The sequence below is a fragment of the Arthrobacter sp. SLBN-100 genome (genome assembly GCF_006715305.1).
Lineage (GTDB): Bacteria > Actinomycetota > Actinomycetes > Actinomycetales > Micrococcaceae > Arthrobacter.
In genome coordinates, this window is sequence record NZ_VFMY01000001.1 from 137,853 (window position 1) to 158,756 (window position 20,904).

Consider the following 20,904-nt stretch of genomic DNA (forward strand, 5'->3'; position numbering starts at 1 on the left):
GCCTGTGGATAACTTCTGCACGCCGTTCCGGATTCGGCTAGACATAGGTCATGGAAGAATTGCAGCGCCCGGGGGTTCCCGGTTACGCCGTGGGTCGGTTGCTTGGCCGGGGCGGCAGCTCCTCGGTCTGGCTGGTCAAGGAGGAACGGACCGGCCGGGAGTTTGCCTTGAAGTGCTTCCGCGGGGCCGCGCGCCGGGCAGCACGGGGGGAAGCGATGACGGAAGAGGACATTCGCCGGGAGATCCGAATCCTGTCCGTGCTGGACCATCCCCACCTCATCAAGTCCCATAGAGCCGTGGACGTGGAACACGGCGCTCACGGCAACACGGCCTTGCTCATGGACTACGCGCCCGCCGGTTCGCTCGGTGACCTGGTGACGGCCAGGGGCAGGCTCAGCGTCGGTGAGACAGTGACCGTATTGACGCCGATCGCCCAGGTACTGGGATACCTGCACAGCAAGGGGTTCACGCATGCGGACGTCTCACCGGGCAATGTCCTGTTTACCGGCCAGGGGAAGCCGATGCTGTCCGACGTCGGCATCGCACGGATGCTCGGTGATCCTGCTTCCGGCCCGGGCCGGGGCACACCCGGTTTTATGGACCCTGCACCTGTGGACGCAGTCCGCGCCGGCCTTCAACCCGAACGCGACGTCTACTCAGCAGCCGCCCTGGGCTGGTTCTGCCTCACCGGGACGCTCCCGCAACGAACGGCGGACCGTCCGCCGCTGACCCTCCTGGTTCCGGAGGTTCCCAAGGAGCTGGCCGGTGCCCTGGAGTCCGGGCTCAACGAAGACCGGCGGCTCCGGCCCACGGCAGCAGCCCTTGGGACCGCCGTCTACCGGAGCGCAACAGCGCGGCCCCTTGACCTCGCACCCGCGGTCCACCCCACAGTCCTTCCCGATCTGGTGACGCGCCTGCACGCGGCCGCACCGCCCAGCGGGCTTCGCGAAAGGCTGGATGGCCTGCAGAGGCGCTTGACGACGTCGAAATGGTCCGGCTTGTTGGCTGCCCCGCAGACGCTGCCGTTCCCGACCCCGGACGCCGCCTTGTCCGGGGTAGACGGGGCCACTCCCGAGCGGGCCGCGGCGGACCCGGGCGCGGGAGGCCAACGGAAGGGCCGGCACGTCCAGCCGGAGCGCGGCCGACGGGTGCGACCCCGCGCTTTTACCGCCACAGCCGTCGCCACAGCCGTCGCCACAGGCGCCTGGTGGCTCACGGGCGCGGTGGTTACAGCAGCAGGACCCGGTTCCCTGCCCACGGGCCAAAGTCCCGCAACCGCAGCTGCCGGCCCGGAGACACATCCTGTTGAAGCGCCGCAGGGGGCAGACCCTGCCGATGCCGCAAGGCAGCAGGCGGGTTCGTCCGATCCCGGCGTTGCGGCCCGGGGCCTGTCATCTCTGAGGTCACTGGCTCTCAGCTCGGGCCGGCTGGAACTGCTGGACGAGGTGAACCACGCCGGATCGGGTGCGGCGGCAGCAGACCAGCACATCCGTGAACGGCTGGAGGCATCCGGCCACACCCTTGCCGGTTTCTCCAGCACTCTGTCGCAGGTGCAGGCAGAGGAAGGCGGAACGGCAGCCCGCACCGTGGTGGGCGTGACGTCCGCCCCGTCCGCCTATGAGGAGAAGGACGCCCAGGGTGCCGTGGTTGCAACCGGCGCCGCCGGCCAGGTGCAGCGGCTCCGGGTGGTGCTCGTGTCAGTTGACGGCAAGTGGCGGGTCAGCGAAATCCTTCCCGGCTCTTGAGTGTCCGGCGGCCTGCGGCCAGGTGCCCCTACTCCTTGCCGGCCACCCAATGCGCTGCCCCGGCGAATGTTGGATGCTGCCACGTAAATCCCGCAGACGACAGGCGGGCCGGTTCCATCCGCTGGCTGGCGAGCAGCAGCTCGTCGGCAAGGTTACGCATGGCAAGCCGCAGCACCGGGGCCGGGACCCGCAGGGCGGCGGGCCGGTGCAGGGCATGGGCTAAGGCAGCCACAAGGGCACTGACGTCGGCGTCCTCGGGAGCGCAGAGGTTGACCGGTCCGCTCAGATCCGATTCCAGCAGGAAGAGGAAAGCCGCGGAAACATCCGGCAGGGTGACCCAGGGCCAAAACTGACGGCCGTTCCCCAGGGGTCCGCCCACACCGAGCCGGATCAGGGGCAGCAGCCGGCCCAGGGCTCCTCCCTTACGGCTGAGCACCACCCCCGTGCGCGGAACCACCACCCGCACACCCGGGGGAGCGGCGGCGGCCGCCGCTTCCCACCCACCGCAGATCCGCGCGAGCGTTCCGGTACCTTGCGGCGCATTTTCCCGAAGAACTGTGTTTCCGGCATCACCGTAGTAACCGGAACCTGACTGGCTGATAAAGGCCGGCGGCGGGGAATCCAGCTGCCGCATGGCGTTGGTAAGGGTCCGGGTGGAATCCAGCCGCGAGCTGAAAAGCTCCTCAACCCGCCTGCGTGTCCACGGCCTGTCCCCGATGCCGGCACCGGAAAGATTAACGACGGCGTCCGCTCCGGCCAGTGCCTTCGGGTCCAGTTCCCCGGCGGCCGGGTTCCACTGGACTTCCGCCGCTGAGGACGGCTTGCGCCTGACGAGGGAAACGACCTGGTGTCCGGCAGCGCGGAAGGTTGCTGACATGTGGGTCCCGATCAGTCCGGAGGCCCCGGCGATGACTATGCGCATGGGGTCCATCACACCACGGCTGCCACGGCGCCGGCACCTCCATCAGGGCCGTGCGGGGGTTGACTATGATCGAACGATGACCTCTTCGAGCTACTTCCGTTACCCGCACCTGCACGGCGATCTGGTCACTTTCGTGGCCGAAGACGACGTGTGGATTGCGCCCCTGGGCGGCGGCCGCGCATGGCGTGTCTCCTCGCTCCAGCTGCCTGCCCGCAACCCCCGCTTCACCCCCGACGGGCAGAGGCTGGTGTGGACGGTGGTGCAGGGAACGGCGCCGGAGGTGGTGTCTGCGGCAGTGGACGGCGGCGATTACCGGCAGCTGACGTACTTTGGCCACGGCACCACCAAGGTCAAAGGCTTCACGGCCAACGGTTCGGTGGTGGTCACCAGCGCCTTCCGCCAGGCGGAAGGCCGGCATACGCACGCCTACAGCGTCCCCCTTGACGGCGGCTGGGCGGAAGAACTGCCGTTCGGCCCGGTGGAGTCGGTGGCCTTCGGCCCCGAGGTGGGCGATGAGCGGCCCGTGGTTGTCGGCAGCGTGCTGTCCCGCGAGCCCGCCTGGTGGAAGCGCTACCACGGCGGCACCGCAGGAAAGCTCTGGATAGACAACGACGGCAACGGGGAGTTTGAGCGCCTGCTGCCGGACCTCGACGGCAACCTCGCCGATCCTCTCTGGGTGGACGGCCGCATCGCGTTCCTGTCCGACCATGAGGGCTACGGCAACCTCTATTCGGTGCTGCCCAACGGAAAAGACCTGCGGCGCCATACGGACCACGAGGATTTCTACGTCCGCCACGCCAGCACCGACGGAAAGCGGATCATTTTCGAGTCCGCGGGCGAACTGTGGGTGCTTCCCGGGCTGGGGTCCGAGGCCGCGCGGCTGGACATCACCCTGGGGTCTGCTTCGCAGTCGAGGCGGCCGGCCCTGCTTAATGCGGCCAAGCACCTTGGCGAGGTAGTCCCGGACGCTGCCGGCTCAGCCAGCGCGGTGGAGGCCCACGGCACCATCTCCTGGCTCAGGCACAAAGACGGACCCTCCCGCATCATCGAAGCGACACCGGGAGTCCGGGCCCGTCTGCCCAGGCCGCTCGACGGCGGGCGCCTGGCTTACGTCGCCGACCACGACGGCGTTGAAGCGCTGTTCATCAAGGACGTCGCTGCGCCTGTCCCCGGCGCTGGCGCCCCCGCCGCAGCAGATGCGGCCACGCCCGCCGGGCGTCCGGACGCTGCTGCAGCTGCTGCTTCGCGGCCTGGCCACAACCAGGGCCAGGTACCCTTGCCGCAACCTGTCCCGGCTGCCGCTGCTGCAGTTCGGGCGGCGGCCACCGTGATGCACGTTCCCGGGGACGACCAGCAGGCGGACGTCGCCCCGGAGGGCGCTCCCTCGCCGGCGGAGGCAGCCGCCGGGGCAACTGCACAGGCGGAAGAAAACGCGCAGGCAGAAATACTCCGCATTGGTTTTCCCCACGCCACCCGGACCAGCTCACTGGAGGCAAGCCCGGACGGTGAGTGGCTCGCATTGGGCACCTCGTTCGGCGAGGTGTACGCGGCCAACACGCGAACCGGGGATTTGACGCTGGTGGCCAGCATCGGCGAAGGCACAGTTTCCGACCTTGCCTGGTCGGCGGACTCCCGGTGGCTGGTCTGGTCCGAGCCGGTCACCTCCTTCGGTTCGCGCAGCCGGCTCCGCCTCGCGAAGGCGGCCGACCCCGGCGCCGGCCCGGTGGACGTCACGGACGGCCGGTTCCGGGACACGTCTCCGGCCTTCACCCCGGACGGGAAGTTCCTGGCCTTCCTGTCGAACCGCAGCTTCGATCCCGTCTATGACGGGCATTCTTTCGACCTCTCATTCCCCAGCCCCATCAAGCCCTACCTCGTGGCACTGGCGGCAGACACACCGTCGCCCTTTGGTCCTTCCGTGGATCCCGACGCCGGGGAGGGCAGCGCGGCAGATGCGGAGCGCCAGGATCATGCGGCCGCGCCGGAGGTCAGCGTGGATCCGGAAGGCCTCGCCCACCGGGTTATCGGCGTCCCCGTGCCCCAGGGCAACTACACGTCCCTGAAGGCGGCCGACGGCGCCCTGCTGTGGCTCGACTGGGCCCTCGCCGGCGTTACCGGCGACGGCAAAGCCAGCCAGGACGACAAGGACTCCCGCCCCAGCCTGTCGCGTTTTGACCTGGCCCGCCGGAAGCAGACCACCCTTGTGGAGGCGCTGGACAGCTTCCGGCTCTCCGGCGACCGCAGCAAAGTGGTGCTGATCTCCGACAAGAAGGTCACCGTTGTCCCCAGTGACAAAAAGGTGGACGAGGAATCAGGCGATCTGGTCAAGGTGGACCTGGGCCGCATCAGGGTGATGATGGAGCCGCTCCGCGTCTGGGGCCAGGCCTTCGACGAGGCGTGGCGGCTGCAGCGTGACTTCTTCTGGGCTGAAGACATGGCCGGGCAGGACTGGGAGTCGGTTTACAAGCGCTACCGTCCGCTCGTGGACCGCCTGGGCTCACACGACGACCTGGTGGACCTCCTCTGGGAGCTGCATGGCGAACTGGGCACCTCCCATGCCTACGTCCGGCCGGCGCCCGTCACCGAAAACGGCAGCCACGGACAGGGCAGGCTCGGCGCGGACCTTTCACTCACCCCCGCCGGTTGGGAAATCACCCGGATCCTTGCCGGCGAGTCCTCGGACCCGCTCGCAACGTCTCCGCTGACAAGGCCCGGCGTGGGCGCCCGGACCGGCGACATCCTGCTGGCCATCGACGGCGTTCCGCTGTCTCTGTCCGTCACCCCGGCCATGCAGCTGGTGGGGGCGGCGGGCCGTGCCGTGGAGCTGACGCTGCTCAACGGCGCCGCGCACGGCGAACGGGCGGGCAGGCAACGGCGGGTCGCCGTCGTTCCGGTGAAGGATGAGGAGCGCCTGCGGTACCAGGAATGGGTGGCCGGCAACCGGCGGACCGTGCGTGAGGCGTCCGGCGGCACGTTCGGATACCTGCACATCCCGGACATGATGGCCAACGGGTGGGCGCAGCTCCACCGTGACCTCGACACGGAAACGGCACTGGACGGCCTCATTGTGGACGTGCGGCGCAACCGCGGCGGGCACACTTCCCAGCTGGTGGCCGAGCTGATCGGCCGCAAAGTCACCGGCTGGAGCATGCCCCGGGGTGAAAAGCCGCGGACCTACCCGCACCACGCCCCGCGCGGGCCCGTGATCATCCTCGCCGATGAATTTGCCGGTTCCGACGGTGACATCATCACCCAGGTGTCCAAGCTGCGCGGCATTGGACCCGTCATCGGAACGCGCACCTGGGGCGGTGTGGTGGGCATCGACAACCGGTTCTCCCTGGCCGACGGCACGGGCGTCACCCAGCCGCGTTACGCCAACTGGTTCGGCGGCGGCGTCGGTTGGAGCGTTGAGAACTACGGCGTGGACCCGGACATCGAAGTGGCTTATCCGCCGCACGCCTACGCCGCCGGACGGGATCCGCAACTGGAGTACGGCATTGGTGCGCTGAAGGAGATGGTGCAGGAGCTTCCCACGGACCGCCCACCGGCCCGTGAGGGGTACCGCCTGCTCCGGCCGGCGCCGTTGCCGGCCCGCCGGCGGACGGAAGCCTAGCTAGGCAAAAGGCCCTGCCTTACCGGAACATCCCGGTGAGGCAGGGCCTTTTGTTGCTTGCTGTTCCGCGCGGATCAGGACTCCAGCGTGGCATCCAGCGTGATGTCAATGCTGGCGAGGGCGCCCGAGACCGGGCAGCCGACCTTGGCGTCCGCTGCGATCTTCTGGAATTCATCCTCAGAGATGCCGGGGACCTTCGCTGACATCGTCAGGTGGCTGCCGGTGATCCCGGTGCCCGGTACGAACGTGACGTCAGCCTTGGTACGGACTTCCTCCGGGGCGTGGCCGGCCTTCGCCAGCTCGTTGCTGAATGCCATGGAGAAACAGCTGGCGTGGGCCGCGGCAATCAGCTCTTCCGGGCTGGTCTTGCCTTCGGCCGCTTCGGTGCGGGCCTTCCAGGTGACGTCGAATGTGCCCAGGCCGGAGCTGTCGAGGGTGGTCTTGCCCGAACCCTGCATCAGGTCGCCGTTCCAAACAGTGTGTGCTGTACGTGTTGCTGCCATTTCGGCTCCTCAAATTGATCCTTACCGGGGCAGGCTGCTGCCAGGACCCCGCCGCTACCCATCCTAGGGATTCGGCACTCCGGGTGCACGGGTTGTCCGCTGTCAGAGGATTGTGACCACGGCGGTAAAACGCCGACGGCGACCCCCCGCTGGAAGGGAGGCGCCGCCGTCGTACGGTGCAGATGAAGCCGCTTACTGCCAGATGGTGGCGATAGCCACGTTCAGCAGCGCCAGGCCGCCCACGCTGTGTGCCAGGCCCTTGCTGACCGGCTCGTTGTTCTTGTACTTCCGGCGGGCGATAAACGCCAGCACGCCGACAGCAAGGGCGATGGCGAACTTGATGCCCAGCTTTACGTAGTTGGCGTCGATGTCCAAGGCCGGGATCAGGCCCATCAGGGCGATGCCGGTGAGGAGCTGGAGCATGGCGCCGTCGAACTGGCGGGGGTGGACGGTGGGATTTTTCATCTGGCCGATCCAGATGCCGACGATCATGGCGGCGCCGACGATGTGCAGGAAAACCACAATGTTATAGACGATGTTCATGGGACCAGTGTAGCCAGAGGTTCTACAGCTTGTAGTAGTTCCCCCGGGGCGCTTGGTTTGGTTCGTGTGCGGCTTGTCGACGCCGGCTTGCTGGACTTCGTGCTGTTAAACGCCGGCGGCGGTGCAGGACTGGCGCTGGTTTCCCACCGCTGCCTGCACCGCCGTCGTGCGGTATCTACCTGCTACAGCCCCAGGTCCGCCTCGAAGGCGCCCTCTTCGAGGCGTGCCTTCAGGGTCTGGAGGAACCGGCCGGCGTCCGCGCCGTCCACCAGGCGGTGGTCGTACGTCAGCGACAGGTACATCATGGAGCGGATGGCGATCGAGTCGTCACCGTTCTCGTCGGCAACAACCACGGCGCGCTTGACGATGGCGCCGGTGCCCAGGATGCCCACCTGCGGCTGGTTGATGATCGGGGTATCGAACAGGGCCCCGACGGAACCGATGTTGGTGATGCTGAAGGTACCGCCGGACAGCTCGTCCGGACCGATCTTGCCGTCACGGGTGCGGCTGGCAACGTCGGCGATCTTGCCGGCCAGTCCGGCAAGGTTCAGGTTGCCGGCGTCGGAGATGACCGGAACCAGCAGGCCCTTGTCCGTGTCGACGGCGACGGCCAGGTGCTCGGCGTTGTGATAGGTGATTTCCTGCTTGTCCTCGTCGTAAGCAGCGTTGAGCTTGGGGTGCTGCTTGAGTGCCTCGGCAACGGCCTTGGCGATGAACGGCAGGAACGTCAGCTTGACGCCGTTCTGTGCCTGGAACGAGTTCTTGGCGCGGGCGCGGAGCTTGGCCACCTTGGTCATGTCCACTTCATGGACCTGGGTCAGCTGAGTGGAGACCTCGAGGGACTCGCGCATGCGGCGGGCGATGACCTGGCGGATGCGCGGTGCCTTCTGCGTGGTGCCGCGCAGCGAGGAAACAACGGCGTTGGACGCTGCCGGGGCAGACGCGGCAGGCGCTGCTGCCGGGGCTGCGGCCGGAGCGGCCTTGGCTTCGGCGGCGGCCATGACGTCCTGCTTGCGGATGCGTCCGCCCACGCCGGTGCCCGAGAGCGACGCGATGTCCACGCCGTGCTGGTTGGCCAGCTTGCGGACCAGGGGAGTGACGTAGCCGGAGTCGGAACCGCCGGCTGCGGGTGCGGACTCGGCGGCTGCCGGTGCTGCCGCAGGGGCGGGTGCTGCTGCCGGTGCAGCAGCGGGTGCTGCCTGCGGGGCAGGTGCAGGGGCTTCGGCCTTCGGGGCTTCAGCCTTGGGAGCTTCCTGTGCCGGTGCTTCCTGGGCCGGCGCCTCGGTGGAGGGTGCTTCGGCGGGGGCAGCTGCGGCCCCGGAACCGATGACGGCCAGGACGGAACCGACCTCTGCGGTTTCGTCTTCGTTGACGCGGATCTCCTGCAGGGTGCCGGCAACGGGGGACGGGATTTCGGTGTCCACCTTGTCGGTGGAAACTTCCAGGAGGGGCTCGTCAACCTCAACGGAATCGCCAACGGCCTTCAGCCAACGGGTCACGGTGCCTTCGGTCACGCTCTCGCCCAGGGCCGGGAGGGTGACCTCGTGGCCTTCGCCGCCGCCGGCTGCCGGTGCCTCTGCCGCGGGTGCTGCCTGTGCAGGTGCAGACTGGGCCGGAGCTTCCTGTGCCGGTGCTTCTTCGGCAGGTGCGGCAGCTGGAGCTTCCTGTGCCGGTGCCGACTGGGCCGGAGCTTCCTCGGCCGGTGCAGCGGCAGGCGCGCCGCCGCCGGAGCCGTCGCCGATGCGGACCAGGGGAGCGCCCACCTCGGCGGTCTCGTCCTCGGCAACCAGGATTTCCTCAATCACGCCAGCGACAGGAGAGGGGATTTCAGTGTCTACTTTGTCGGTGGAAACTTCGAGCAGCGGCTCGTCCACCTCTACCCGGTCACCTACCTGCTTGAGCCAGCGGGTGACGGTTCCTTCGGTGACGCTCTCACCGAGGGCGGGCAAGTTAACGGATTCAGACATGTCGTCCCCGTTCTCCTTTTTGATCTTTAGTGCGGATGATTGCAGCCTTGTTGGCCAGCCTAATGCACCCGGCATTCCATGCCGGGTGCACCAGGCCCGTTGGTGCTTGGGGGAGACTAGCCGTGCAGGGGCTTGCCCGCGAGTGCCAGGTGGGCCTCGCCCAGGGCCTCGTTCTGGGTGGGGTGGGCGTGCACCAGCTGCGCCACATCCTCGGGATATGCTTCCCAGTTCACGATCAGCTGGGCTTCGCCCACCTGCTCGCCCATGCGGGCGCCGATCATGTGGACGCCCACGACGGGCCCGTCCTTCTGGCGGACCAGCTTGACCAGTCCGGAGGTGCCCAGGATGGAGCTCTTGCCGTTGCCGGCAAGGTTGTATTCCTGGGTCTGGACCTGGTCCTCGCCGAACTTCTCCTTGGCTGCCTTTTCGGTGTAGCCCACGGTGGCGATTTCGGGTTCGGAGTAGGTGACCTTGGGGATGTTGATGTCCTCGACGACCACGGGCTTGAGGCCGGCGATTTCCTCGGCCACGAAAATTCCCTGCTGGTAGCCGCGGTGGGCCAGCTGGACGCCGGGGACGATGTCCCCGACGGCGTAGATGTTGCCGACGCCGGTGTGGAGGCGCTCGTTGGTGATGACGAAGCCGCGGTCGATGGTGACGCCTGCTTCCTCGTAGCCCAGGTTGGCGGTGACCGGGCCACGGCCGACGGCGACCAGGAGCAGGTCCGCTTCGAACGTCTTGCCGTCCACGAGGGTGACCTTGACGCCGTCGTTGTTCTGCTCGACGCCCTGGAAGAACACGCCGGTGGAGAACTTGATGCCGCGCTTCTTGAAGGCCCGCTCGAAGTTCTTGACGATGGTGGCGTCCTCGTTGGGAACCAGCGAGGGCAGGCCCTCCACGATGGTGACGTCCACGCCGAAGGACTTCCACACGGAAGCGAACTCGACGCCGATGACGCCGCCGCCCAGGATGATGGCGCTCTTGGGGATGAAGTCCATGGTCAGGGCCTGGTCGGAGGTGATGACCTTGCCGCCGATTTCGAGGCCCGGAAGGCTGCGGGAGTAGGAGCCGGTGGCCAGGACAATGTTCTTGCCCTTGTAGGCGGTGCCGTTCACCACGATGGTGTCAGTGCCCTGGAGCTTGCCCTCACCTTCGATGACGGTGATGCCCTTGGACTTGATGAGGCCCTGGAGGCCCTTGTACTTGCCGGCGATGATGCCGTCCTTGTACGCGTTGACAGCAGTGATGTCGATGCTGTCGAGGGTGACGTTCACGCCGTACTTGGCGGAGTCACGGGCGTGGTCGGCGAGCTCTGCGGAGTGCAGCAGCGCCTTGGTGGGGATGCAGCCATTGTGGAGGCAGGTGCCGCCCAGCTTTGCCTTCTCCACGAGGCCGACGGTAAGGCCAAGCTGTACGGCCCGCAGGGCGGCGGCGTACCCGCCGCTGCCTCCACCGAGTACCAGGATGTCGAATTCTTGCGCAGTTGCCTGATCGGCCACTTAAACGCTCCCTCGCGTGAACGATGACGCGATCTCCGCGCATCATCTGGTCTTGGAACTTGCACTGCCGTGATTATGCCAGCAGGCGTGTTCTCTTGCATTTGTGACTATCGTGGTTCACCTTAGCGAACCACTTATCCATGCTCCACCTTGGCGCCGCGTTTGTGGAGCGCTTGTGTCGAGTGTCACGCAGCCCTGCGGCGCAGGGAACATTTGCGTGCCGCAGGGCGCGTGGCTGCCGGGCCGCCGCAGCGGCCGGCGTCAAACCAGCGTGTCAGGACGCGGCGGCGAGGATGTCCTCCACATAGGCCACCAGGGTCCGGACCGTGCAGCCCGTTCCCTGCTTGTGGGTGTAGCCATAGGGGCTTCCGTTGTTGAAGGAAGGCCCGGCGATGTCGATGTGGGCCCAGGGGATCTGTTCCCCGTCCTTGCCTTTACCCACGAATTCGCGCAGGAAAACGGCGGCCGTCATCATGCCGCCGTGGCGTTCGCCGATGTTGGCAAGGTCCGCTACCTGCGAGTCGAGGCTGGGGCGCAGTTCCTCGGGAAGCGGCATGGGCCATACAAGTTCCCCGGCGCGGTCCGCCGCCACTCTCAAGGCACCAGTCACGCTGTCCGAGCCCATCACCCCGGCGGTGCGGTTTCCCAGGGCAATCAGCTGTGCGCCGGTGAGCGTGGCGACGTCGATGATGGCGTCCGGGTATTCGCGGCTCGCGGCCACGATGCCGTCGGCCATCACCAGGCGGCCCTCGGCGTCGGTGTTCAGGACCTCCACCGTCTTGCCGCCGAACATGGTGAGGACGTCCGCCGGGCGTGAAGCGGCGCCGGAGGGCATGTTTTCGGCAATGCAGAGCCAGGCGGTCGCCTTGACCGGCAGGCCAAGTCCCGCCAGGGCCAGGACAGTGTTAAGGACGACGGCGGCACCGGCCATGTCGCTCTTCATGTCGCCCATGCCGAGGGCCGGCTTGATGGAGATGCCGCCGGTGTCGAACGTGATGCCTTTGCCAACGAGGGCGATCTTCGAGGTTGCCTTGGCGGGGGAGTATTCGACCTTGACGAGGCGGGGCTGGCGGGCGGAGCCCTTGCCGACGCCCATGATGCCGCTGAAGCCTTCCTTTTCGAGCCGCTTTTCGTCCCAGACGGTGACTTTGACGGGCAGGCCCTTGGCCAGGTCTTTTGCAGCCTCGGCGAACGTTTCCGGGTAGAGGTGGCTGGGCGGCTGGTTGACCAGCGACCGCGTGGCGTTCACTGCCTTGCCGATCAGTCCGGCACGCTTCAGCGCGGCGTCCACGCCCTCGTTGCCGGCCAGGTCCGTGAAGATGACGGCGTTCTTGACCGGGTCCTTCAACCCGTCCTTGGAGGACCGGAATTCGGTGAAGGCATAGGCGCCGAGGGCGGCACCTTCGGCGACTGCCGCCACATCGGCGAGGGACGCCGTCGGAAGCGCCAGCACAACGGTTGCGAGGCCGGCAAGCTGGCGGACAGCGGAACCTGCCGCCCGGCGGAGCGCTTCTCCGGCCAGCGGCTTTCCGGCCGAGACGCTGCCGGTGCCGGCGAGGACCAGGATTCCGGCGCCCGTTTCCGGAAGTCCGGGCAGGCGGACGATCTGGTCGGCTGCGCCGGTCACGCCCAGGGAATTGAGGGAGCTGGCCAGGGCCTCTGCGCTCTTGGCCGTCAGCGGGTTGTCAAGGAGGACCGGACCGTCAGTGCCCTTCCCCACACCGATGACGACTGCGTCACTGGGGCTCTTCTTCAGGTCCCTGGCGAGGGTACTAAGGTTGATTTCAGTATTCTTGACCACAGGGATCAGTCCTCAATTCTCGAGAGATGTTCGTAGCAGGGATGCATGTTCGGCGCTCTGCCATGGATGCCCGGATTGCTGTCGTTCGGGAGCAGCCCGGGTGTCTGCACGCCCGTCTGGCAGGCCAGTTCCGATCGTAGCCCGTCCCCGCCTGAGCCGGTGAATTTCCTGAGATGTGCGCCACACCAGCCGCAGGAATGCGCGGCTGTCCTGCGGCGTTGAAGAGGATGTCCACCCGCACCTATGAAAGGAACATGCCGTGCTTGAACGGATCTCCGGCTCCCTGCTGGACCCCGACGCGCTCTATGCAAGCAACATCGAGCTGTTCCACAGCCCGGACCTCAAGGGGCTGAACCTGGTGATGGGCTTCACCGGATTCGCCGACGCCGGGCAGGTGGTGAAGCAGATCAACGCTGAACTGCTGGACTCGCTCGACGCCCAGCCCGTAGCAGTCTTCGACGCCGATCAGCTGATCGATTACCGCTCCCGCAGGCCGCACCTGACGTTTGTCGAGGACCACCTGCAGGACTACCAGGAACCCCGCCTTGCCCTCTACCGGCTGGTGGACGGCCTGGGCAATCCCTTCCTGCTGCTGGCAGGCTTCGAACCGGACCTGCAATGGGAACGGTTTGCCCGGGCAGTGGTGGGCATTGTGGAGAAACTCGACGTCAACCTGGTCACGTGGATCCACTCGATCCCCATGCCCGTTCCCCACACCCGTCCGGTGGGCGTCACGGTCCATGGCAACCGGCCGGAACTGATCGAGGGCATCTCGGTGTGGAAGCCCACGGTTGAAGTGCCCGCGGCGGTGGGTCACATCCTTGAGCTGCGCCTCGTGGAGGCAGGCCGCAACGTGGCCGGCTACGTCATCCATGTGCCGCACTACCTGGCGGAGGCCGAATACCCCACCGCCGCCGTCGCAGGCCTGGAATACCTGGGCGCCGCCACCTCCCTGATGCTTCCCTCGGACAGGCTCCGGGAGGCCGGCCGTGAGGTCAGCCGCCAGATCGCGGAGCAGATCGAGGCCTCCGAGGAAGTCCAGCAGGTGGTGTCGCGGCTCGAATCCCGTTACGACGAAAAGGCCGAAGGCACCGTCCGGCGCTCCCTCCTTGCGGACGAAAATGACGAGCTGCCCAACGCGGATGTCCTCGGCGCCGCTGTGGAGGCCTATCTCGCCCGCGAAAACCCCGGCCAATAGAACCGGGGTTTGTAGAAGTCCGGGCGGCAGGCCGAATGGCTGCTGCCGGGCCGGCGGGGTCGTCCGGGCATAATGAAGACGTGACCGCACCCCGAGCCTGGCTGATCTGGACCATTGGAGTTTTCGGGTACCTGGTGGCCGTCTCCCAGCGCACCTCCTTCGGTGTAGTCGGGCTTGAGGCTACGGAACGTTTCCACGCCAGCGCCTCGGCAATCTCGTTCTTCACCGTCCTCCAGCTGCTCGTGTATGCCGGACTCCAGATCCCGGTAGGGCTGCTGGTGGACCGCTTCGGATCCCGCGCCATGATTGCCGGCGGCGCCGTTCTGATGGGCCTTGGCCAGCTCCAGCTGGCGTTCGCCGACAGCATCCCCGGCGGCGTGGCCGGCCGGGTCCTCGTGGGCGCCGGCGACGCCATGACCTTCATCTCGGTGATCCGACTGATCCCGCTCTGGTTTGCGCCCGCGCGGGTGCCGCTGGTGACGCAACTGACAGGCATGTCCGGGCAGTTGGGGCAGCTGATCAGTGTCCTCCCGTTCGCGTTCCTCCTCCACTCCGCCGGCTGGACCCCGGCGTTCCTGATGCTGGCCGGGATGTCCGGACTCGCCGTCGTCCTGGTGGTGCTGCTGCTGCAGGACGTGCCGCCCGGCACCCCGCGGAAGCAGGAGCAGCAGGGCCTGAAGGCCACTGGTGCCTCACTGGCCCGCGCGTGGCGCCAGCCGGGCACGCGGCTGGGCTTGTGGAGCCACTTCACCATCCAGTTCAGCGGCACTGTCTTTGCGATGACGTGGGGCTATCCGTTCCTGATTTCCGGGCAGGGCCTGGACGCCGGAACCGTGGCAACTTTGATGGCGTTGTATGTGGCGGCCGCCATGGCCGTGGGCCCCTTCATTGGACGCTTTGTCTCCCGTCATCCGCTGCGGCGCTCCACCATGGTCCTCCTGATCGCCGCCGCCACTGCCGGGGCGTGGGCCGCTGTCCTGCTGACGCCGGGACGTTCACCGCTGTGGCTCTTGGCCGGCCTGGTGGTGGTGCTCGCCATCGGCGGCCCCGGTTCCATGATCGGCTTTGACTTTGCGCGCACCTTCAACCCCGCACACCGGATCGGCACAGCCACGGGAATTGTTAATGTCGGCGGGTTCATCGCCGCGCTTGTTGCCATTTTCCTCATCGGCCTGGTTCTGGACGTGCTGTACGCCGGCGGGTTCTCCAACGGCGTGCTGTACGGGCTGGATCCGTTCCGGATTGCCCTGAGCGTCCAGTTCGTGCTGCTCGGTTTCGGCGTCGTGGCCATGCTGGTATGCCGGCGGAAGGTGCGCCGGCAGATGGCGGCCCAAGGAGTTGTGGTGCCGCCCCTTCGCAGCGCCCTGGCCCGCCAGCGCCGGGAAAACCTGGCCCGGCGCAGCAAGGCAGCGGCTTCGAGGACCAGTAAGGCGTCCGGGGACTAGTCCTGCACAGGCTGGGTTTTTCGGTGATTTTCACCGTGATTTCCACATAGCCGTGGCCCCTGCTGCGTAAGGGCGCGGCGCAGGCGAATGCTGGGGCCATGACATCTTCAGAACCCCTTACAGTCCGCGGCCCGGAGGACATCCTGGGCTTCATTCCCCACTCGCTGGGATACTGGCCTGCCAACAGCCTGGTGGCCATGACGCTGCAGGGCAAAAGATTGGGGGCAACCCTCCGGCTGGATCTTCCCGGGCCGGCTGTGCTGGCTGATCCGGCCGCCTTCGCTGAAACAGTCTCCGGGTACCTGGCGGCAGACGAGCATGCCGACGGCACCCTGCTGGCACTTTTCACCAACAACGGGTGGTTGTCCGGTCCGGGCTGCTATGGCGGACTGCTCTTCGGCCTGGAATCCGCGCTGGCCGAAGCCGGAATGCCCGTGAAGGAGGCCTGGTACGTCGGGGACCGCTATTGGCGGGATGCGCGATGCTCGGACCCCGCCTGCTGCCCGCTGCCCGGACGCCCCTTGGAACAGATCCGGGACAGCCTGCTTAACACGGAAATGGTGTTCCGGGGAAGCAGCATTGGGCCGCCTCCCGAGGAGCGGCAACTCCGGCCCGTCCCCAGCCTTTACCGCGCGGCTGTGCTGGAGGCTGAAGCTGCGTGGTCGGCCCGGCTCGACTGCCGGCGGCAGAGCCGGGCGCAGTTTGATGCAGTGCTGAGCTTGTGGACCGGGTTGCTGGCGGGCCCGTGGGAGGAACTGCGCCAGCCGCTGGTGGACCGTGACGCTTTCCTGCGGGCCTCGCTGCTGGTGCCGGCATGGCGCGACGCTGTCCTGGTGATGGCGGCGGCGGGACAAGCGGCTGCCGCTGCCGGGGCCGAGGAGTTCGGGATCTTCGATGAGGAGCAGGGGTTGGAGCCTGTTGTTCTGCCGGAGACCACCGGTGTGCCGGAAGGCGGACGTTCGGCTGACGTTCCGCTGGGGCCAGGAGAACGGCTGGGGACGCCTGGTTACGGGGAAGTCCTCATGGGGCACGAGCCTGCGGTCCCGCAGTGGGGGACCATGGACTCCCTCGAGCTGGTCCTGGGGCAACTGGCCCTCCTTGGCGGTGCGCCTGCTGCGGCTGCATTAACAGGTAGGGGATGGATTGCCTGGTGCCGCGGGCGCGGCTCGTACTCGGCAGCGTATTTCGAGGAGGCCCTGGAGATCTGCCCCGGCTACCGGCTCGCGGAACTGCTGCTGGAGCTGGTCCGCCGGGGTACTTTGTGCGGCTGGGCGGCGCGGAAGGAGGCCGCCTGGCAGAAATTCGGGCCGGAAGCTGCCTGAAGGCTAAAGACGGGGGGCCTGAGAGGCCAAGGCGGCGGGACCATGGGGAGGTCCTATTCGGGGAAACGTGAGACAATGGTTGCCGAGACCCGGTTGGGTCCGTGTACCGAGTGCTTGTGACTGGTCCTTTCGGGGAACATAACAGCCGCTCCGGCAGTTGTATTTATTGACTCTGCCGGCCGTGGTGGCGCTTGGTTTCCACCACGGACTTGACAGGGTCATAGTGGTGTTGCCCGTATGGCGATTCCACAGACCACCGCTAGAAAGGTTTTCTGTGACCCCGTCTTCCACGAAGAAGGACCCCGCCGCCCAGGACGAACTGTCCGCTGAGCAGAAGCAGGCTGCGACAAACGCCAAGCGGGCCGCCACTCGGGCAGCCAACAAGGCTTCTGCCGGTGAAGCTGGTGCGGACGGCAAGCGTGAGCCCAAAAAGCGCGGCCCCAAGCCCGGCGCGAAGGCAGCCGCCGAGGCTGCCGGCAAGTCGGCCTCTGACGCCGATGATGAGGTAGAAGAAGCCGAGGAAGACCTCGACGACATCGTCCTCGAAGGACCTGACGTTGTTGAAGAGGATGCCGAAGCTGATCCCGTGAAGGGTGCTGCCGGATCGGGCAAGGGCTTCGTCTACTCCGACGCCGATGACGACGACGCACCTGTCCAGCAGGTCATGTCAGCCGGCGCCACCGCCGACCCCGTCAAGGACTACCTGAAGCAGATCGGTAAGGTTGCACTGCTCAACGCCGAGCAGGAAGTGGACCTTGCGCTCCGGATCGAAGCCGGACTGTTTGCTGAAGAGAAGATCAACGCAGACGACGGCTCCATGGATGCGAAGTACAAGCGCGAGCTTGAGTTCATCATCCACGACGGCAAGCGCGCCAAGAACCACCTGCTCGAAGCCAACCTGCGCCTGGTGGTTTCGCTGGCAAAGCGCTACACCGGACGCGGCATGCTTTTCCTGGACCTGATCCAGGAAGGCAACCTGGGCCTCATCCGCGCCGTGGAGAAGTTCGACTACACCAAGGGTTTCAAGTTCTCCACGTACGCCACCTGGTGGATCCGCCAGGCGATCACCCGCGCCATGGCAGACCAGGCACGCACCATCCGTATCCCGGTGCACATGGTTGAAGTCATCAACAAGCTGGCCCGCGTCCAGCGCCAGATGCTGCAGGACCTCGGCCGGGAACCCACGCCGGAAGAGCTGGCCCTCGAACTGGACATGACGCCCGAAAAGGTGGTTGAGGTCCAGAAGTACGGCCGCGAGCCCATTTCGCTGCATACGCCCCTGGGCGAGGACGGCGACTCGGAGTTCGGCGACCTGATCGAGGATTCCGAGGCCGTTGTCCCGGCCGATGCTGTGAGCTTCACGCTGCTGCAGGAACAGCTCCACTCCGTACTGGACACCCTCTCCGAGCGTGAGGCAGGCGTTGTGGCCATGCGGTTTGGACTGACCGACGGACAGCCGAAGACTTTAGACGAAATCGGCAAGGTCTACGGAGTCACGCGTGAGCGTATCCGCCAGATCGAATCCAAGACCATGTCCAAGCTGCGCCACCCCTCCCGGTCGCAGGTCCTCCGGGACTACCTGGACTAGGACCAGCAAATCAGCAACAGCGGCCCGCCGGCTGCCGTGCCCCTTCGGGGGTGCAGCAGCCGGCGGGCTGCTTTGTTCAGTACGCAGGCGCGGCTGTGCGCGAGTGGGCGCCGCTTAAACGAAACGGGACCCCACCTTCCGGTGGGGTCCCAACAGCTTCGGTTGCGCTAGTCGATTTCTACGGCAGCTTTCTCGTGAAGCTTCCCCGTCTCATCGTGCCAGTCGGAGCTCAACGGCTTGAGCGTCGCTTCAACTGCACGGGCGTGGTGGCCGCAGAACAGCAACTCACCGCCGGAGGACTCGAGTACAACCCGCACATATGCCTGGGCTCCGCAACGGTCGCACCGGTCCAGTGCGTTGAGTGTGCGGTCTGCCACTGCTGTTGTCATGTCGGCCTCCTTAGTAGATCTGTACGTCTATATAACCAGTATTCGTAACAAAACCATCGCAAGGATGGGGCAAGTTCGCTGTCCGCGTATCCGCAAGAGTGCGTCAAGATCAGCGAAGGCTCCGCCAGGAAGCCCTAAGTGGCGCGGGGCACAGGGCCCGCAAGGTGTGGCAGTCGGCGGTCCAAGGTCCGGCCGACTACCCTAGAAAGAGCGATTCCCAGCCCGCTGTTCCGTCCCTGAAGGAGTTCACCACCGGTGGCACCAAGTTCTGATTACACTGCCCGGCACCTGTCTGTACTGGAGGGCCTCGAGGCCGTCCGCAAGCGCCCCGGCATGTACATCGGTTCCACCGACTCCCGCGGGCTGATGCACTGCCTCTGGGAAATCATCGACAACTCCGTTGACGAGGCATTGGCCGGGTTCGGCCACGACATCAAGATCATCCTCCACGCAGACAACTCCGTGGAGATCCACGACGACGGCCGCGGCATCCCCATCGACAAGGAACCGAAAACCGGGCTGAGCGGCGTCGAAGTGGTCTTTACCAAGCTCCATGCCGGCGGCAAGTTCGGCGGCGGCTCCTACACCGCCTCAGGCGGCCTGCACGGCGTCGGCGCGTCAGTTGTCAACGCCCTGTCCTCCCGCCTCGACGTCGAAGTGGACCGCGGCGGCAAGACCTACAAGATGTCCTTCCGCCGGGGCGAACCCGGGCGCTTCCAGGACACCGGCTCCAGGACTGACCCGGCCGCACCCTTCACTCCCTTTGTGGAGGACTCCGTCCTGGACGTGGCGGGCAAGGCCAAGCGCGGCGTAACGGGCACCAGGATCCGGTACTGGGCAGACCGGCAGATCTTCACCCCGGACGCAAAGTTCTCCTACGACGAACTCGCGGCCCGGGCCCGGCAGACGTCCTTCCTGGTTCCCGGCCTCAAACTGACGGTGCGCGACGAGAGGAAGGCCCCGGGAACCCCCGGGGAATCCGGCCCGCACGAGGAGGTCTTCCACCACGACGGCGGCATCTCCGAATTCGTCGAGTTCCTTGCGGCCGATCCCGCTGTCACCGACGTCTGGCGCCTGCACGGCTCGGGGAAGTTCAAGGAGACCGTTCCCGTGCTGGACGAACGCGGGCACAGCCAGCTCGCCGAGGTGGAGCGCGACTGTGAGGTCGATGTGGCCCTGCGCTGGGGCATCGGCTACGACAGCACGGTCCGGAGCTTCGTGAACATCATCTCCACCCCGAAGGGCGGCACCCATCAGTCCGGCTTCGAGCAGGCACTGGTCAAGACCTTCCGGAAAGCCGTGGAAAACAACGCCCGGAAGCTCAAGGCCGGCAATGACAAGATCGAAAAGGATGACATCTTCGCCGGCCTCACCGCCGTCTTGACGGTACGCCTGGCCGAGCCGCAGTTCGAAGGGCAGACCAAGGAGATCCTCGGTACCTCCGCTGTGCGCGCGATCGTGTCCAGGGTGGTGGAGCGCGAGATCACCGCCAAGCTCACGTCTGCCAACAAGAACGACAAGTCACAGTCCGCCCTGCTCCTGGAAAAAATCGTCAACGAGATGAAGTCCCGCATCTCGGCCCGCGTGCACAAGGAAACCCAGCGGCGCAAGAATGCGCTGGAAACTTCCTCGATGCCCACCAAGCTGGCTGACTGCCGCACGGACGACGTCGGACGTTCAGAACTGTTCATCGTGGAAGGCGACTCGGCCCTGGGAACCGCCAAGCTGGCCCGGTCCTCCGACTTCCAGGCCCTGCTGCCCATCCGCGGCAAAATCCTCAACGTCCAGAAGGCGTCGGTGGGGGACATGCTCTCCAACGCCGAATGCGCAGCCCTCATCCAAGTGGTGGGGGCAGGATCCGGCCGCAGTTTCGACATCAGTGCGGCCCGCTACGGCAAGGTCATCCTGATGACTGACGCGGACGTGGACGGCGCGCATATCCGCACTCTGCTCCTGACGCTCTTCTTCCGCTACATGCGCCCCATGATCGACGAGGGCCGGGTGTTCGCCGCTGTCCCGCCGCTGCACCGCGTGGAGGTCATCAACGCCGGCCAGAAGGCCAACGAAATGATCTACACCTACTCCGAGGCCGAGCTTCACGTGCTCCTTGCCCGGCTGGCGCAGGAAGGCAAGCGGTACAAGGAGCCCATCCAGCGCTACAAGGGCCTGGGTGAGATGGACGCCGAGCAACTGGCCGAGACCACCATGGATCCGCGGCACCGTACCCTCCGCAAGGTGGGGATCGAGAATGCCAAGCAGGCGGAGGAGATTTTTGACCTCCTGATGGGCTCGGACGTGTCGCCGCGCAAGGACTTTATTATCGCCGGCGCTTCCAGCCTGGACAGGGAACGCATCGACGCCTGACCGGG

At 66.5% G+C, this 20,904-nt stretch carries 14 protein-coding genes; 7 read left to right on the forward strand and 7 right to left on the reverse strand.

Features of this window, described 5'->3' with window-relative positions; translation table 11 throughout:
- Positions 1–50: 50 nt before the first annotated feature.
- Entirely contained in the window at positions 51–1,745 is a 1,695-nt protein-coding gene (locus FBY31_RS00635; RefSeq protein ID WP_142035638.1) for a serine/threonine-protein kinase, read from the forward strand.
- 28 nt (positions 1,746–1,773) lie between these two features.
- Here the strand turns inward: FBY31_RS00635 and FBY31_RS00640 are convergent, their stop codons facing one another.
- On the reverse strand, positions 1,774–2,667 hold the full coding sequence (locus FBY31_RS00640; RefSeq protein WP_142035641.1) for a TIGR01777 family oxidoreductase: 894 nt from the start codon (positions 2,665–2,667) through the stop codon (positions 1,774–1,776).
- A gap of 76 nt (positions 2,668–2,743) precedes the next feature.
- Here FBY31_RS00640 and FBY31_RS00645 point away from each other — a divergent pair, with 76 nt between their 5' ends.
- Positions 2,744–6,280, forward strand: coding sequence for a S41 family peptidase (locus FBY31_RS00645; protein ID WP_142035644.1), 3,537 nt, complete (start codon positions 2,744–2,746; stop codon positions 6,278–6,280).
- 74 nt (positions 6,281–6,354) lie between these two features.
- Here the strand turns inward: FBY31_RS00645 and FBY31_RS00650 are convergent, their stop codons facing one another.
- The 5 genes from FBY31_RS00650 to FBY31_RS00670 form a co-directional block, all read right to left on the reverse strand.
- Positions 6,355–6,783, reverse strand: coding sequence for an OsmC family protein (locus FBY31_RS00650; RefSeq protein ID WP_142035647.1), 429 nt, complete (start codon positions 6,781–6,783; stop codon positions 6,355–6,357).
- A 192-nt stretch (positions 6,784–6,975) separates the two neighbouring features.
- Positions 6,976–7,326: a hypothetical protein gene (locus FBY31_RS00655; protein ID WP_142035650.1), complete on the reverse strand. Its 351-nt coding sequence runs from the start codon at positions 7,324–7,326 to the stop codon at positions 6,976–6,978.
- 182 nt (positions 7,327–7,508) lie between these two features.
- Complete coding sequence (gene sucB / locus FBY31_RS00660; protein WP_142035652.1) at positions 7,509–9,293, reverse strand: 2-oxoglutarate dehydrogenase, E2 component, dihydrolipoamide succinyltransferase; 1,785 nt, start codon at positions 9,291–9,293, stop codon at positions 7,509–7,511.
- Between the two features lie 116 nt (positions 9,294–9,409).
- Positions 9,410–10,792: a dihydrolipoyl dehydrogenase gene (lpdA, locus tag FBY31_RS00665; protein WP_142035655.1), complete on the reverse strand. Its 1,383-nt coding sequence runs from the start codon at positions 10,790–10,792 to the stop codon at positions 9,410–9,412.
- 274 nt (positions 10,793–11,066) lie between these two features.
- A complete protein-coding gene (locus tag FBY31_RS00670) occupies positions 11,067–12,593 on the reverse strand; it encodes a leucyl aminopeptidase (RefSeq protein ID WP_142035658.1) in 1,527 nt (508 codons plus the stop codon).
- Positions 12,594–12,852: 259 nt separating this feature from the next.
- Between FBY31_RS00670 and FBY31_RS00675 the strand changes: the two genes are divergently transcribed.
- The 4 genes from FBY31_RS00675 to FBY31_RS00690 all read left to right on the forward strand — a co-directional run bounded on the left by FBY31_RS00675 (position 12,853) and on the right by FBY31_RS00690 (position 18,146).
- Complete coding sequence (locus FBY31_RS00675; RefSeq protein ID WP_142035661.1) at positions 12,853–13,791, forward strand: proteasome assembly chaperone family protein; 939 nt, start codon at positions 12,853–12,855, stop codon at positions 13,789–13,791.
- An 80-nt stretch (positions 13,792–13,871) separates the two neighbouring features.
- Positions 13,872–15,236 carry an MFS transporter gene (locus FBY31_RS00680; RefSeq protein WP_142035663.1) on the forward strand — a complete coding sequence of 455 codons (1,365 nt, stop codon included), beginning with the start codon at positions 13,872–13,874 and terminating at the stop codon, positions 15,234–15,236.
- A 98-nt stretch (positions 15,237–15,334) separates the two neighbouring features.
- Entirely contained in the window at positions 15,335–16,558 is a 1,224-nt protein-coding gene (locus FBY31_RS00685; protein WP_142035666.1) for a DUF4192 domain-containing protein, read from the forward strand.
- 274 nt (positions 16,559–16,832) lie between these two features.
- Complete coding sequence (locus FBY31_RS00690; RefSeq protein ID WP_142035669.1) at positions 16,833–18,146, forward strand: RNA polymerase sigma factor; 1,314 nt, start codon at positions 16,833–16,835, stop codon at positions 18,144–18,146.
- Between the two features lie 167 nt (positions 18,147–18,313).
- Here the strand turns inward: FBY31_RS00690 and FBY31_RS00695 are convergent, their stop codons facing one another.
- Entirely contained in the window at positions 18,314–18,535 is a 222-nt protein-coding gene (locus tag FBY31_RS00695; RefSeq protein WP_013600696.1) for a DUF7455 domain-containing protein, read from the reverse strand.
- Positions 18,536–18,790: 255 nt separating this feature from the next.
- Between FBY31_RS00695 and FBY31_RS00700 the strand changes: the two genes are divergently transcribed.
- Positions 18,791–20,899, forward strand: coding sequence for a DNA gyrase/topoisomerase IV subunit B (locus FBY31_RS00700; protein WP_142035672.1), 2,109 nt, complete (start codon positions 18,791–18,793; stop codon positions 20,897–20,899).
- The last annotated feature ends 5 nt before the right edge of the window (positions 20,900–20,904 follow it).

Coding starts and splice junctions, on each gene's coding strand:
- FBY31_RS00635 (WP_142035638.1), top strand. CDS start 51: ATGGAAGAATTGCAGCGCCCGGGGGTTCCCGGTTACGCCGTGGGTCGG.
- FBY31_RS00655 (WP_142035650.1), bottom strand. CDS start 7,326: ATGAACATCGTCTATAACATTGTGGTTTTCCTGCACATCGTCGGCGCC.
- FBY31_RS00640 (WP_142035641.1), bottom strand. CDS start 2,667: ATGCGCATAGTCATCGCCGGGGCCTCCGGACTGATCGGGACCCACATG.
- FBY31_RS00685 (WP_142035666.1), top strand. CDS start 15,335: ATGACATCTTCAGAACCCCTTACAGTCCGCGGCCCGGAGGACATCCTG.
- FBY31_RS00645 (WP_142035644.1), top strand. CDS start 2,744: ATGACCTCTTCGAGCTACTTCCGTTACCCGCACCTGCACGGCGATCTG.
- sucB (WP_142035652.1), bottom strand. CDS start 9,293: ATGTCTGAATCCGTTAACTTGCCCGCCCTCGGTGAGAGCGTCACCGAA.
- FBY31_RS00650 (WP_142035647.1), bottom strand. CDS start 6,783: ATGGCAGCAACACGTACAGCACACACTGTTTGGAACGGCGACCTGATG.
- FBY31_RS00695 (WP_013600696.1), bottom strand. CDS start 18,535: ATGACAACAGCAGTGGCAGACCGCACACTCAACGCACTGGACCGGTGC.